The organism is Rhizobium rhizogenes NBRC 13257 (assembly GCF_000696095.1).
GTDB lineage: Bacteria > Pseudomonadota > Alphaproteobacteria > Rhizobiales > Rhizobiaceae > Rhizobium > Rhizobium rhizogenes.
This window is the reverse complement of sequence record NZ_BAYX01000011.1, coordinates 318,335-332,620: the sequence shown is the minus strand read 5'-3', so window position 1 is coordinate 332,620 and position 14,286 is coordinate 318,335. Positions and strand designations below refer to the sequence as shown.

The following is a 14,286-nucleotide window of genomic DNA, read 5'->3' as shown; positions in this document are numbered from 1 at the left end:
AAGTTGAGGGATTATCGCAAGATTATGATTCCGCCTGGAATCCGGGTCATTCCCACGCCCGCCGCATCCGCCAGGGTGCGAATGGCGCCTTCGATACTGTCGAGACGATAGTTGCCGGTAACGATCAGGCGGCTGATGCGGCTGTCGGCAACAATGATCGTGCCGCCGTAATAGCGGCGCAGCTCGTTGAGCACGGTTCCAAGCGGCTGATCGTCGAAGATGACGCGTCCATCGCGCCAGGCGAGCGCGCGGGACGGATCGGTTTTTCGCACCGCCGACAATGACGTGGCTGTCGCCGTTACCGCCTCGTCGGGCTCCAGCCTGACCTGCTCGGCCGCATTGCAAAGACAGGTGACTTCGACATGACCGCGTTCCAGCACGACATCGTCGGAGTCGTCATCGGCCCGTACCGAAAACGCCGTGCCGGTGACTTCGACTTCGCCGAAATGGCCGGTCACCCTGAAGGGATGGGACGCATCGTGCTGCACGTCGAAGAAGGCCTCGCCCTTGAGCAGCCGCACTGTGCGCTGGCCGTTCTGGAAATCGAACGCAACGGCCGACGCCGTGTTGAGGATCATGGTCGAGCCGTCGGGGAGGTGGATCGTGGATTGATCGCCGGTCGCTGTGATGTAGTCGGCCTGCCAGGCCAGCATCAGTTTCGGATATTGCCAGGCACCCAGCACGGCCAATACCACCGCAGCCGCGGCCGCAAGGCGCGGAAGCCAGCGCAACCCCTGCCGCCGCGACGCGGCGGTCTGCTTGGCGGCGCTTTCCGCCATCGGGAGAGAGGCGACCGCTTTTGCAAAGGCGCTTGAGCCCCACATTGCCTCAAGGGCGTGAAACTCCTCCGCGTGTCGCGTGTTGTGATCGAGCCAGGCTTGAAAATCACGCATGGTGCGGGCGTCGGGTTCGGCGTTGCGCAGGCGGGCGAACCACTCGAGCGCCGCATCGGCGATCGGATCGTCGTGAACGTAGCCTTCGCCCGTCTCGTCCTCATTGTCCGTGCCGTTCCGTCCCACTCAGGCCATCCCATCTTCAGTGCATCGCGGGTCCCTATAACCTAGACGTTCGGTAATCTGAAACCCGGCAAAAAAGGTTTCCCTCGGGCATACGATGTCTCGCAAGCCAGTGACGGGAAGGGTTAAACCCCGCAACGTGATAGATGTCATTACCATCAGGGGATCACTTCTTGTCGAGCCGCGCAAGCGCGTCCCGGCAATGCCCCATGGCGAGCTTCAGATCATTGAACACCGTCCGCTCGGAGACGCCAAGATGATCGGCGATGCGAACGTTCGGCCATTCCTCCAGGCGGCTGAGAACCATGATCGTTTGCGCCCGCTCAGGAAGTCCGGAAAGCGCCTTTTTAAACCAGCATAGCCTCTCGCGCTCGATGATCGCATCCTCGATGGAGGGGATATCGGCGGCAATGGCGGCGACGGTCGCTTCATCGACGCCCTCGGCCTCGACGTTGGTGCGGGTGTTCTTGCGGCGCAGATGATCTAGCGCAAGATTACGGGCTGTCTGGTGCAGGAAGGCCTCGACATGCTCGATCGGGCCGTTATCCGCTGCCCGCCGCGCCCTGACATAGGTCTCCTGCGCGAGATCCTCGGCCGTCTGCGGATCGCGCACAATCCGCATCACGCTCCACAGCAGGGAGCGCCGCTGCGTCTCGAATATGGTGTTCAGGACGGAGGACATGACGACGCCTCCTTCCTCAAGCCTGACGATACCCAATAGCCGAAATCAACGCATATCGCGACGGGAGCCGCGAAACCTGCCGGTTTCCACGCCCGCTCGTGTCCTGTTCCCCTGTCCCGGTCAGTTCGCGTCGACAATCAATCACACCCGTGTCATCGGTCTCTGGCAAAGGGCTTTACCCAAACACCGATCCTGCCATAGGCGGACTGAAAAAACCTTGCAACGGCAGTGATTTAGAATGGATGCAAACTTTTGTGCGGACGCGAATAAAAGTGGATTGTAATTCACATGTTTTCTGCTTGATTTTATTGCGCCTCTGCCGTCCGGCTGGATGATAGGCGGGGCGTTACACGCCCTTGGCAGTCTATGAATTGATCATCCGGCGTTGCGACCGTGCAACAGTTTCGTCATGCCGACTAGCCTGCGGATGAAGCGCGGCGAAAAAAGTGGGGAATGAGCGAAGATCGGGGCGTCTTGGCCTTGCGGTGTCCGCGAATGATCGGGGATTTGCAGGATCAAGGCTTGGAAATGTTGCTCTCCAAGCAGCTCGAGGCTAATCGTTCAAATACTCAATGTCCGTTAGGTCGCTTGCCGCACCGAATGAAGGCAAAGCGTTCTTCTCCACAGGCTCTCCGGGATACCAGCAAGATGAATTCGCACGTCAATGATCTCAATGCGCTCGTACAGCAGCTTTCATCGCAGCAAGAGGAGCATTTGATCGAGGTTCGCCGCGATATCCACGCCCATCCCGAGACCGGCTTCGATGTCGTCAGGACGAGCGGCGTGGTCGCCCGTGAGCTCGCAAGCCTCGGGATCGAGCATCAGACCGGCATAGGCCGCACCGGCGTCGTCGGCTTTATCAAGGGCGGGCGTCCCGGCCCGACGCTTCTCATCCGGGCCGACATGGATGCCCTGCCCATGCAGGAGCAGACCGGCCTGCCGTTTGCCAGCCAGATCGAAGGCAAGATGCATGCCTGCGGCCACGACCTGCATACGGCGACGCTGATCGGCGTCGGCGCGATCCTCAAGGAGATTGCCCCCCGTCTCAGCGGCAACGTGAAACTGATGTTCCAGCCGGCCGAGGAAACGCAGGAAAGCGGCGCGGCGGCGATGATCGTCGACGGCGTGCTTGATGGTGTCGACTATGCGCTCGGCTTCCACAATTATCCGGATGAGCCCGTCGGAACGTTCAGCTTCATCCGGGGCATATCGAACGGCTCCTCCGACGAGTTCGACATTACCATTCATGCCAAATCCGGCCATGCCGCGCGCCCTCATGCGGCAATCGATCCGGTCGTTGCCACTGCGCATCTCATCACACAATTGCAGGCAATCGTTTCGCGCGAGGTCGACCCGATGCGCCCGGCGGTCCTGACCGTCGGCTCCATTCATGGCGGCAACACGCACAACATCATTCCCGACTCCGTTGCCATCATGGGAACGGTTCGTTGCCAGGACGCGGAATCACGCGACGTGATCGAGGCTGCCATGCGCCGCGTCTGCGAGGGGCTGGAAGCATCCATGCGCGTTCGCTGCGAGGTGAACTACGTGCGCGGCGTGCCCTCGCTGATCAATGACGAGCATATTCTGACGACCACCATGTCGGCGATCCGCGAGCATTATGGCGACGTCGTCCTGGAGCGCGAGGCGGGCCTCGGCGCGGAGGACTTCGCTCTGGTCGGCGCGAAGGTTCCGGCCTTCCAGCTTGGCGTCGGCTCCTCCCAGGAAGGCCGCAACGATCGTGTCCACAATTCCGACTACCAGCCGGACGAGCGCTGTATCGCAAACGGTGTCGTAGCGCTGTCGTTGGCCGCCGCAAAGCTCCTGGCTTAGCCGGCGAAGCCTCCATTTACGACACGGGACCGGTCGCCAAACCGATTTTGCATTTTGTTTCTTCCGGATCGTTGATTTTTAGGAGGAAATTGCGGGCTTGATGTTAGCCGATACCATAGGAAATGTGCCGCGCGGCCGCCGCAATGCGGAGCCGGAAGCCATCAGATGAAGAGGAATAGATTTTAATGCCGGGCGAAAAGACGATTTCGAACATCCTGCAGCCGACACGGCGCCGGTTCCTGCAAACAGCGGGCGCCCTGTCGGCGACGCTTTCGGCAGGCGGGCTTTTGCTTCCCGGCAGCGCTGCGGCGCAGGCGGAAACGCCGGTCAAGGGCGGACATCTCGTGCTGGGGCTGGATACGGCGTCGAGCTCGGACAGGCTCGATCCCGCCTTCTATACCGAAGCCTATATGTACACGGTCGGCTTTCAGCTCTTCAACACCGTCGTCGAGCTCGGCCCGGATGGCAAGCTGATCGGCGCGCTCGCCGAAAGCTGGGAACCGGCAACGCCCGATGGCAGCAAGTGGGTCTTCAAGCTGAAGAAGGGCATCCAGTTCCACAACGGCAAGGAACTGACCGCGCAGGACGTCGTCTATTCGCTCAATCATCACCGCGGCGAAAAGAGCAATTCCGGCGGCAAGGGCCAGCTTCTGGCAGTTACCGACATCAGCGCCTCCGACACGCATGAAGTGACCGTGACGCTGAATTCGGGCAATGCCGATTTCCCGGCCGCTCTCGTCGACTACCATCTCGGCATCGGCCCCGACGGCGGCGACTTTGACAAGGGTGTCGGCACAGGTGCTTTCATCCTCGAAGACTTCCAGCCGGGCGTTCGCGCCCTCACCAAGCGCAACCCGAACTACTGGGCCTCGGACCGCGCCTTCGTTGATTCCGTTGAAACCATCGCCATGAGCGATGCGACTGCCCGCATGGCGGCGCTGTTGAGCGGACAGGTGCATATCATCAACCGTGTCGAACCGCGATCCGTCAGCCGGCTTACCGGCCGCCCTGGCGTGCAGATCCTGCGCTCGCAGGAAAACACGATGTACTGCTTCCCGATGCGGGTCGACACCGCTCCCTATAACAATCTCGACCTGCGGCTGGCGCTGAAATATGCGATTGACCGCGAGGAGTTGCAGAAGAGCCTTCTCGTCGGCACCGGCGCTATCGGCAACGATAATCCGATCGCCTCCTGGAACCCCTATTTCGCCAAGGATATTCCGCAGCGCGCCTATGACCCCGAAAAGGCGTCGTTCCACTTCAAGAAGGCGGGCTCGCCAAGTGGCATCCAGCTTAGTGCGTCCGACAACGGTTTCCCCGGCTCGGTCGACGCGGCACAGCTCTATCAGGCTTCCGCCGCCAAGGCCGGCATCACCATCGATGTCGACCGTGTTCCCTCGGATGGATATTGGGATGAGGTATGGCTGAAGAAGCCGTTCGTCGCCTCCAACTGGTCGGTGCGCCCGACGGCCGACGCCATGTTGTCGCTGATCCTCCAGTCCGACGCGCCGTGGAACGAAACTGCCTGGCGCGATGAGGCCTTCGACAAGCTGCTGGCAGCGGCGCGTGTCGAGCTGGACGAGACCAAGCGTAAGCAGATCTATCATGACCTGCAGGTGAAGCTGGTGGATGAAGGCGGCGAGATCATCCCGCTCTTCGTCGACAATCTGGCGGCGGCTAGCGACAAGGTCGGCGGCTATGTGCCGGTGCCGGGCGGCGGCGATCTTAGCGGCTACCGCATCGCCGAGCGCGCCTGGCTCAAGGCCTAAGACACCCGCAACAGAATGCCTATCGGTCCCCGGATTGCCATCCGGGGGCTCTTTTTTCCCGGTAGGGCTGCTAAACCGTTGCGCTACGCTGTCATTCACGATAGCGGCCATGCGTGGAATTTTTCGGAACAGACAGATGAACAACCAGCCTCTGGCTGAGGAGATCCAGCTCGAAACGCAGGCAGTGATGCCACCGGCCCGCAAGTCGGCCGGTGGTCATCTCTTGCGCCTGCTCATTAAGCGTCTGGCTCTCGGTCTGGTGCTGTTGTGGGCGGTGTCGTTGGTCATCTTTGCCGGAACCCAGATCCTGCCCGGTGATGTTGCAACCGCTATGCTCGGCCAGCAAGCAACGCCGGAAGCGGTCGCCAGCATCCGCAAGGAGCTTGGTCTCGAGAAGCCCGCGCCGCAGCGTTATGTCGAGTGGTTGGGCGGTGCCGTGCGCGGCGATTTCGGGCGCAGCTACAGCAATCGCCAGGATATTGCCAAGAGTATCGCGCCGCGCCTGAAGAACACGCTTTATCTGGCGGCGATGGCGGCGATCATTGCCGTGCCTTTGTCCATCCTGCTCGGTATCCTCTGCGTGCTTTACGTCGGAACCTGGGTCGATCGGACCATCGGTATCGTGACGCTCAGCGCCATATCGCTGCCGGAGTTCTTCGCGGGCTATCTGCTGATCGCCTATTTCTCGGTCAGCCATTTCTGGCTTCCGAGCAGCGCGACAGTTTCCGATGCCATGCCCCTGGGGCATCGCCTCATCACCATGCTGCTGCCCTGCCTGACGCTGGTTCTTGCCGTCGTCGGGCACATGATGCGGATGACGCGGGTAGCGCTTCTGAACGTCATGGCGTCTCCCTATATCGAGACGGCGTTCCTGAAGGGACTGCCGGGCTGGCGTATCATCTGGAAGCATGCGCTGCCGAATGCCGTGTCGCCGATTGTCAATGTCGTCGCCCTCAATCTCGCCTATCTCATCGTTGGCGTCGTCGTGGTCGAGGTGATCTTCGTCTATCCCGGTATGGGCCAGTATCTTGTCGATCATGTCGCCAAGCGCGACGTGCCGGTCGTGCAGGCCGCCGGCCTGATATTCGCCGCCGTCTATATCCTGCTCAACATCGTTGCCGACATGGTCGCGATCCTGGCCAATCCCCGATTGAGGCACCCGCGATGAGAAATCTGCCGCGTTTGACGCCCCTGGCGGTGATCGGCCTTACCGGTTTGCTTATCTTTCTTATCATGGCGGTGCTGGCGCCTTGGATCGCACCGCATCCGGTCTCGCAAGTGGTCGGCGGCGTATGGGACATGCCATCCGCCGACGCACTACTCGGCACGGACAATATCGGCCGCGATCTCTTTTCGCGCCTGCTCTGGGGCGCGCGCATCACATTCGTCATCGCGGCGCTTGCGACCGTCCTTGCCTTCGTCATCGGCGTATCGCTCGGCTTCTACGCCGCCGTCCGCCGTGGCATCATCGATCAGGTGCTGTCGCGGCTGAACGATCTGGCGATGGCGATCCCGACGCTGATCCTGGCGCTGGTCGTGCTTGCCGTTCTGCCGAAAACCATGATCGTGCTCATCCTCGTCATGGCCGGGCTCGACGCGACGCGGGTCTTCCGCGTAAGCCGGGCGCTTGCCAGCGATCTGGTCACCCTGGATTATGTCGAGGTGGCGCGTCTTCGCGGCGAGGGCTGGGGCTGGATCATCTTCCGGGAAATCCTGCCGAACGCGTTGTCGCCGCTGCTCGCCGAATTCGGCCTGCGTTTCGCCTTCGCCATTCTCTTCCTGTCGACGCTCTCTTTCCTCGGCCTTGGCGTCCAGCCGCCGATTGCCGATTGGGGCAGCCTGGTGAAGGAGAACAAGGATGGGCTGGTATTCGGTGTCTTTGCCGCCCTCATTCCGGGTGCTGCAATCGCGATCCTCGTCATCTGCGTCAATCTCGTCGTGGACTGGATGCTCCAGAAGACGACCAGCCTGAAAGGCGTTCGCCGCCATGGCTGATACCTTGCTCAAAGTCATCGATCTGGAGATCAAGGCCGGCGATCAGACTATCGTCGACAAGGTGTCCTTCACGCTGGGAAAAGGGCGCGTACTCGGCCTGATCGGTGAATCCGGGGCGGGGAAATCCACGATCGGGCTCGCCTCGCTCGGCTATAGCCGCGACGGCTTGCGCATCACCGGCGGACGTGCGGACCTGAACGGCACCGATATCCTGGCCTTGCGCGGTCGCGATTCCAGGCGCCTGCGCGGCGCCGCGGTCACCTATGTCGCCCAGTCGGCCGCGGCGGCCTTCAATCCGGCCTATCCGCTGATCGAGCAGGTAGCCGAAGCTACGCTCTGGCATGGTCTGATGAACCGCAGCGATGCCATAGCGCGGGCAAAGGAGCTTTTTGCTCTGCTCGGCTTGCCCGATCCGCAGAATTTTGGCGATCGCTATCCGCATCAGGCGTCGGGCGGACAGTTGCAGCGTGCGATGACGGCTATGGCGCTCTGCCCGCATCCCGAACTGATCGTCTTCGACGAGCCGACGACCGCGCTCGACGTGACCACCCAGATCGAAGTCCTCGCCGCCATCAAGCAGGCGATCGAGAAGACCGGAACTTCCGCGCTCTACATTTCACACGACCTGGCCGTGGTGGCGCAGGTAGCCGACGAGATCCTGGTGCTGCGCCATGGCCGAATGGTCGAGCAGGGGCCGGTCGATCGCATCTTCAACGCGCCGCAGGAAGACTACACCAAGCAGCTGGTCGCCATGCGCCAGTCCGAAAAGCCGGCTAAGCCGGCGGCAGATGCGGAGGCCCTTCTCAGCATCGAGGGCATAGAGGCGGGATACACGCCGGGCACGACCGTGCTGAAAGGCATCAGCCTGGACATTGGTCGCGGTGAAACACTGGCGGTCGTTGGCGAATCCGGCTCGGGGAAATCGACGCTGGCGCGGGTCGTCACAGGCCTGCTGCCGCCCGCCAAGGGTAGCCTGCGCTTCGATGGGCAGGCCCTGCCGGGCGACCTTGCGTCACGCGGACGGGAGATCCTGCGTGACATCCAGATTATCAGCCAGATCCCCGATCTTGCGCTCAACCCGCGCCAGACCGTCGAGGCGATCCTTGCTCGCCCGCTTGCCTTTTATTTCGGCCTCGGCGGCGTGGAACTCGACCGCCGCGTGATGGCGCTGCTCGATCAGGTCGAGCTGGCGCAGACCATGCGCGATCGCTATCCCTCGGAACTCTCCGGCGGCCAGAAACAGCGCATCTGCATTGCGCGCGCGCTGGCCGCAGCCCCCAAATTGATCATCTGCGACGAGCCGACATCGGCGCTCGACCCACTGGTGGCCGAAGGCATTCTTGGTCTGCTGACGCGGCTACAAAATGAGAGCGGCACATCCTATCTGTTCATCACGCATGATCTCGCCATCGTGCGGGCGATAGCCGATACGGTCGCGGTCATGCTGGACGGCAAGGTGATGAGCTATGGCCGCAAGAGCGATGTTTTGGCGCCGCCCTTCGACGCCTATACGGAGAAGCTGATCGCATCGGTCCCGGAAATGCGCCCCGGCTGGCTGGACGAGGCAATCGCCAGGCGAATGCCGGGCAAATCGACTCGCTGACTGCTGCCGAAATTACGAAATAGAAGACACAAGGAATGACACGATGACAAAGCGCGGACTTATTCTCGATGGCGGCACCGGCCGCGAACTCGAACGGATCGGTGCGCCTTTCCGCCAGCCGGAATGGTCGGCGCTGGCCTTGATGGAAGCCCCTGAATTCGTCCGCAAGGTCCATGACAATTACATCGAGGCCGGCGCCGACGTCATCACCACAAACAGCTATGCTGTCGTACCGTTCCATATCGGCGACGAGAGCTTCGAGGCCGATGGCGCCATGCTGGCTGCACGCGCCGGCCGCATCGCGCGCGAAGCGGCGGATGCATCGACGGCTCGCAAGATCCTCGTCGCCGGCTCGCTACCGCCGGTCTTCGGCTCCTACCAGCCGGATCTTTTCGACGCCAAGCGGGCAGGGCACTATCTCGACACGCTGGTCGGCGGTATGGCGCCTTACGTGGATTTGTGGCTCGCTGAAACCCAGAGCAGTCTTGCCGAGGCGCGCGCCGCTCGCGAGGCGACGCTTTCGACCGGCAAGCCCCTCTGGATATCTTTCACCCTGCGCGATGATCTCGTTCCTTCGGACATGCCGGAGCCGCTGCTGCGCTCGAACGAGACCGTCAAGGCCGCCGCCGAGCTCGTTGCCTCCTTCGGTGGCGAGGCCATGCTTTTCAATTGCAGCATGCCGGAAGTCATGGAAGCGGCCATCGAAACGGCGCGCGCCACCTTCGCCGCCTTGGGTGCGGACATTCAGGTCGGCGTTTATGCGAATGCCTTCCCGTCGCAGCAGGACGACGAGGAGGCCAATGCCACGCTGACCGAAATCCGCAACGATCTCGATCCTGACAGCTACGGCCGGTGGGCCGGACGCTGGGCCGCCTCCGGCGCCAGCATCATCGGCGGCTGCTGCGGTATCGGCGTGGATCACATCCACGCGCTGTCTGGCCGCTATCGCTGCGTCTGAGCAGTCGATGTTCCATGCGGGCGCGATGAGGCAAGGCCGGTCCGACCGGCCAAGTCTTAAAGCGCTCCGTTTCTGTTGAGCGAGATCGCGTAGACGCTCGTGGTCGCGGTGATGAAGAGCTTGTGCTTGCCGCGCCCGCCGAAGCAGAGGTTGGACACTGTCTCGGGAACCAGCAGCTTGCCCATGAGATGGCCGTTCGGCGCGATGCAATGGACGCCATCGCGCGCGGAGGACCAGAGATTGCCGTCGCTGTCCAGGCGCATACCGTCCGCGCAGCCCGGCGAGATCACATGAAAGACTTCGCCGCCGGTCAGCCGCCAGTTTTCGCCGACGTTGAAGACGCGGATATGTTGGGGATCGTTGCTATGCATGCGGCCGGTATCGGCGACATAAAGCTTCTTTTCGTCGGGGCTGAAGGCTAGCCCGTTCGGGCAATTGAAATCGGTGAGCACGGTGGACATCGAGCCTGAAGCATCGACACGATAGACGTTGCAGGGTAATTCCTGCTCACTTTTATAGCCTTCGTAATCGGTGGCGATGCCGTAATGCGGGTCGGTGAACCAGATGGCGCCATCCGAGGCGACAATGACATCGTTGGGCGAATTCAGCCGCTTGCCCTGATAGCTGTCGGCGATCACCGTGATCGAACCATCATATTCCGTCCGGGTCACGCGACGGCCGCCATGTTCACAGCTCACAAGGCGCCCCTGCCGGTCGCGCGTATGGCCGTTGGAGAAGTTCGACGGTTCGCGAAAGATGCTGGTGCCGAGGCCCGGTATCCAGCGCATGATGCGGTTGTTGGGGATGTCGGAAAACAGCAGGCAGTTCTGGTCGCCGAACCAGACAGGCCCTTCCACCCAATCGAAGCCGGTGGCAATCTGCTTTACGGGAGCATTGCCGAGGACGAAGCGACCGAAAGCCGGATCCACGATTTCGAAGAACGACATTTTTGACATTACCTCCCATAATGTTGCATTCTGTTATCGATAACATAATCGGATGCGTCCGCAAGCGGGAGGATAATGCATGAGCCATATTGTGGCGTCGAGTGTCTTGAGCGACGAAGGCGTGATGACGCTGTTGAGCACGGCGATCGGCGAAGCCACCGCAATGGGGCAGCCGCAATGTATCGCCATCGTCGATGCAAGTGGGGTGTTGCTTGCCTCTTTCCGCATGCGCGGATCGCGCTTCCTGTCGTTGAAAAGCGCGCTCGCCAAGGCACGGACGGCGGCATCCATCGGCGCACCGAGCCATTCCGTTCCCGAGCATGCCAAGCTCTTGTTGGCGGCTGCGACCCAAGGTGAGGTGACCGGCCTCAGAGGCGGTCTTCCCATCCGCATTGCCGGCGTGCTTGTCGGCGGAATCGGCGTCGGATCCGGCTCGGGAGAGCAAGACGAGGCAGTTGCCCTTGTCGCGCTGAAAGCAATCGGGGCGGATCTGGACTGAACAGCTTGGTTATTTGCGAACAGAACCCGCCAGCAAATCATCCTTGCCGGCGGGCCTCGTTCATTTGATGCGTCAGGCGAAGACGATCTGCGCCTTCATGGCTCGGCTGCGGTCCGAGGCGATCTCGAAGGCGCTGATGGCGTCATTCAGCGGCACGGAATGGGTGATCAGCGGCTTTACGTCGATTAGGCCCTTGCGCATCAGGTCGACCCCGAAGGCAAATTCCTCGTGGAAGCGGAACGAGCCGCGCAGGTCCAGTTCCTTCGCAGTGATGGCCAGCATCGGCAGCGTCATGTCGCCACCGATACCCAGTTGCACGATGATGCCGCGCGGCCGGAGCGCGGCGATGCCGCCGATGAGGGCAGGGGCAGCGCCGGAGCATTCATAGAGCACGTCGAAGGTGCCCTTGTCGGCTGAATAGGCGGCGAGTGCCTCAGGGTCTTCCTTCGTATTGATGACCCTGTCCGCGCCGGCCTGCTTTGCAAGGGAGAGTGTGAAATCCGACAGATCGGTCGCGACGATTTCTACGGCACCGGCGCGGCGCGCGGCGAGGATAGACAGTACGCCGATCGGTCCGCAGCCGGTGACGAGGACGCGCTTGCCGAGCAGTTCGCCGGCGCGCTTCGTCGCATGCAGGGTGACGGCGAGCGGTTCGGCCATCGCGGCTTCACCGGCCGTCAGGCCGTCGGCGGGGACGCATTGAATGGCATCGGCGACAAGCGTTTCGCGGAATGCGCCCTGAATATGCGGAAACGGCATGGCGCTGCCATAGAAGCGCATGTTCAGGCACTGATTGTGCAGGCCTTGCTGGCAGTAACGGCAGGTTCGGCAGGGGCGCGATGGCGAAACCGCGACGAGCTGGCCGACCTCGAGCCCTTCGACGCCGGGGCCGAGAGCCGTAACCGTCGCGCTGACTTCGTGGCCGAGGATCATCGGCTGCTTCAGGCGGACGGCGCCGAAGCCGCCGTGATGGTAATAGTGCAGGTCGCTGCCGCAGACCCCGCCGGTGGCGAGTTTCAGCTTGACCTCTCCCGCACCCGGCTCTTCCTCCGGATAGTCCTCGATCCGCAAGTCCTTGGCGGCGTGAGCGACGATGGCTTTCATGTCATTCTCCTTACAGAACGGGTGTCAGCAACGGCTGGCCGGCAAAATGGGCGGCGAGATTGTCGCGGACGAGCTGTCCCATGGCCTTGCGGGTCTCAATAGTACCCGAGGCGTGGTGGGGCTGCAAAAGAACATTGTCCAGTGCCAGAAAGCGCTCATTGAGTTTCGGCTCGCCCTCGAAGACGTCGAGCGCCGCCGATCCGAGCTTGCGGGTTTCCAGCGCTTCCAGCAGCGCGTCCTCGTCGATGTTGGAGGCGCGCGATATGTTGATCAGCATGCCTTCCGGTCCGAGCGCTTCGATCACCTCTTGTCCGACGATGTGACGGGTCGCGGCAGACGCCGCCAGCGTCACGAACAGGAAATCGGATTGCTCCGCCAGCTTCACCGGATCGGCCACGAATTCCATGTCGGTCGCGTAGCTCTTTGCCTCGACGTCGGAATAGGCGATCTTCATGTCGAAGCCCTTGAGCCGCTTGGCAACCTCGAAGCCGATGCGGCCAAGGCCGAGCACGCCGGCGCGGCGTCCCCAGACGCGGCGCTTCAGCGGATAAAGGCCCTTGTTCGCCCAGCTGCCGTCGCGCACCCATGTTTCAGCGCCGAGCATGCCGCGCGACTGGCAGAGCATCATGGCGATACCCAGATCGGCGACATCGTTGGTGAGCACGTCGGGCGTATTCGTCACGCGGATACCGCGTTCACGGCAGGCCTGGAGATCGACCGCGTCGAAGCCGACGCCGTAGACCGAGATCACTTCCAGCTTGGGGCAGGCCTCGATCATGGCGCGATTGGCCCCGAGTTCGCCGCGCGTGGCGATCGCCTTCACCGACGGCCCGACGTCCGCGAGAAGAGCCGTCTTATCCTCGGATTCGAAATAGCGATGAACGCGAAACGCTGCGTCCAGGGGCTCCTGATCCCATTGCGGATAGGGTCCGATCTGAAGAATTATCGGCTTGTCCATCTTTTTGCATCCTCCCTTGACATCGAATGTTATCGATAACATAAACAAGGGGAACAGCATTTGTCGAGATAAAAAACGGAGGAAACGATGTCTCTTGGCCTCTTCGATCTGAAAGGGCGGCGTGCTCTTGTGACGGGTTCGTCCCAGGGCATCGGGCTTGCTCTTGCCAAGGGATTGGCTGCAGCAGGCGCTGAACTGGTGCTCAACGGCCGCGACGCGGAAAAGCTTGCCAGGACTGCGGCCCTGTTCGAGGGCAAGGTTCACACGCTGCCTTTCGACGCGACCGATCATGAAGCTGTCCGCAACGCCGTCGACGCGTTCGAAGCCGAGACCGGCGCCATCGATATCCTCGTCAATAATGCTGGGATGCAGTTCCGCTCGCCGCTGGAAGAGTTTCCCGCGGATGCCTTCGAGCGTCTTCTTCGCACCAACATATCAAGCGTTTTCAACGTCGGTCAGGCCGCTGCCCGCCATATGATCAAGCGTGGTGCCGGCAAGATCATCAATATTGCGAGCGTCCAGACCGCACTGGCACGCCCCTCGATCGCTCCTTACACGGCAACCAAGGGCGCCGTCGGCAATCTCACCAAGGGCATGGCGACGGATTGGGCCAAGTATGGGCTGCAATGCAATGCCATCGCGCCGGGCTATTTCGATACGCCGCTGAACGCTGCGCTCGTTGCCGACGCCGATTTCTCGGCATGGCTTGAGAAGCGCACCCCGGCCGGCCGTTGGGGACGTGTCGAGGAACTGGTCGGCGCCTGCGTCTTCCTGGCCTCCGATGCCTCCTCCTTCGTCAACGGGCATGTGCTTTATGTCGACGGCGGGATCACCGCATCGCTTTAAAGGGATGCCGCAGGCGGTTTCGGCTGCGGCAAATTCCTGGTCGGCGCGATGAGGACGTGCAGACCATCACAGTGGA

13 protein-coding genes are annotated in these 14,286 nt (G+C 61.9%); 8 read left to right on the top strand and 5 right to left on the bottom strand.

All coding sequences use genetic code 11. The features are described 5' to 3' along the window. Positions 1–11: 11 nt before the first annotated feature. Both RRH01S_RS24280 and RRH01S_RS24275 read right to left on the bottom strand, forming a co-directional pair. Positions 12–1,019: a FecR family protein gene (locus RRH01S_RS24280; protein ID WP_015917942.1), complete on the bottom strand. Its 1,008-nt coding sequence runs from the start codon at positions 1,017–1,019 to the stop codon at positions 12–14. A gap of 163 nt (positions 1,020–1,182) precedes the next feature. Beyond that, on the bottom strand, positions 1,183–1,698 hold the full coding sequence (locus RRH01S_RS24275) for an RNA polymerase sigma factor (protein ID WP_015917941.1): 516 nt from the start codon (positions 1,696–1,698) through the stop codon (positions 1,183–1,185). A 648-nt stretch (positions 1,699–2,346) separates the two neighbouring features. Here RRH01S_RS24275 and RRH01S_RS24270 point away from each other — a divergent pair. From RRH01S_RS24270 to RRH01S_RS24245, 6 genes are all read left to right on the top strand, one after another. Beyond that, complete coding sequence (locus tag RRH01S_RS24270) at positions 2,347–3,531, top strand: M20 metallopeptidase family protein (protein WP_015917940.1); 1,185 nt, start codon at positions 2,347–2,349, stop codon at positions 3,529–3,531. A gap of 185 nt (positions 3,532–3,716) precedes the next feature. Then, a complete protein-coding gene (locus RRH01S_RS24265; protein WP_015917939.1) occupies positions 3,717–5,300 on the top strand; it encodes an ABC transporter substrate-binding protein in 1,584 nt (527 codons plus the stop codon). Positions 5,301–5,487: 187 nt separating this feature from the next. Continuing rightward, entirely contained in the window at positions 5,488–6,468 is a 981-nt protein-coding gene (locus RRH01S_RS24260; RefSeq protein WP_015917938.1) for an ABC transporter permease, read from the top strand. Beyond that, positions 6,465–7,295, top strand: coding sequence for an ABC transporter permease (locus RRH01S_RS24255; protein ID WP_015917937.1), 831 nt, complete (start codon positions 6,465–6,467; stop codon positions 7,293–7,295). The genes RRH01S_RS24260 and RRH01S_RS24255 overlap by 4 nt, the downstream gene beginning before the upstream one ends. Then, complete coding sequence (locus tag RRH01S_RS24250; protein WP_042474506.1) at positions 7,288–8,898, top strand: ABC transporter ATP-binding protein; 1,611 nt, start codon at positions 7,288–7,290, stop codon at positions 8,896–8,898. Before RRH01S_RS24255 ends, RRH01S_RS24250 begins: the two co-directional genes overlap by 8 nt. Positions 8,899–8,941: 43 nt before the next feature. Beyond that, on the top strand, positions 8,942–9,856 hold the full coding sequence (locus RRH01S_RS24245; RefSeq protein ID WP_015917935.1) for a homocysteine S-methyltransferase family protein: 915 nt from the start codon (positions 8,942–8,944) through the stop codon (positions 9,854–9,856). Between the two features lie 56 nt (positions 9,857–9,912). Here the strand turns inward: RRH01S_RS24245 and RRH01S_RS24240 are convergent, their stop codons facing one another. Beyond that, positions 9,913–10,803 carry an SMP-30/gluconolactonase/LRE family protein gene (locus RRH01S_RS24240; protein ID WP_015917934.1) on the bottom strand — a complete coding sequence of 297 codons (891 nt, stop codon included), beginning with the start codon at positions 10,801–10,803 and terminating at the stop codon, positions 9,913–9,915. A 79-nt stretch (positions 10,804–10,882) separates the two neighbouring features. Here RRH01S_RS24240 and RRH01S_RS24235 point away from each other — a divergent pair, with 79 nt between their 5' ends. Next, a complete protein-coding gene (locus RRH01S_RS24235; protein WP_015917933.1) occupies positions 10,883–11,302 on the top strand; it encodes a GlcG/HbpS family heme-binding protein in 420 nt (139 codons plus the stop codon). Between the two features lie 72 nt (positions 11,303–11,374). Here the strand turns inward: RRH01S_RS24235 and RRH01S_RS24230 are convergent, their stop codons facing one another. After that, positions 11,375–12,406, bottom strand: coding sequence for an L-idonate 5-dehydrogenase (locus RRH01S_RS24230; protein ID WP_015917932.1), 1,032 nt, complete (start codon positions 12,404–12,406; stop codon positions 11,375–11,377). A 10-nt stretch (positions 12,407–12,416) separates the two neighbouring features. Beyond that, positions 12,417–13,364, bottom strand: coding sequence for a 2-hydroxyacid dehydrogenase (locus tag RRH01S_RS24225; RefSeq protein WP_015917931.1), 948 nt, complete (start codon positions 13,362–13,364; stop codon positions 12,417–12,419). Between the two features lie 87 nt (positions 13,365–13,451). On the opposite strand from RRH01S_RS24225, the gene RRH01S_RS24220 reads away from it, so the two are divergent. Then, entirely contained in the window at positions 13,452–14,210 is a 759-nt protein-coding gene (locus RRH01S_RS24220) for an SDR family oxidoreductase (protein ID WP_015917930.1), read from the top strand. Positions 14,211–14,286 lie beyond the last annotated feature (76 nt).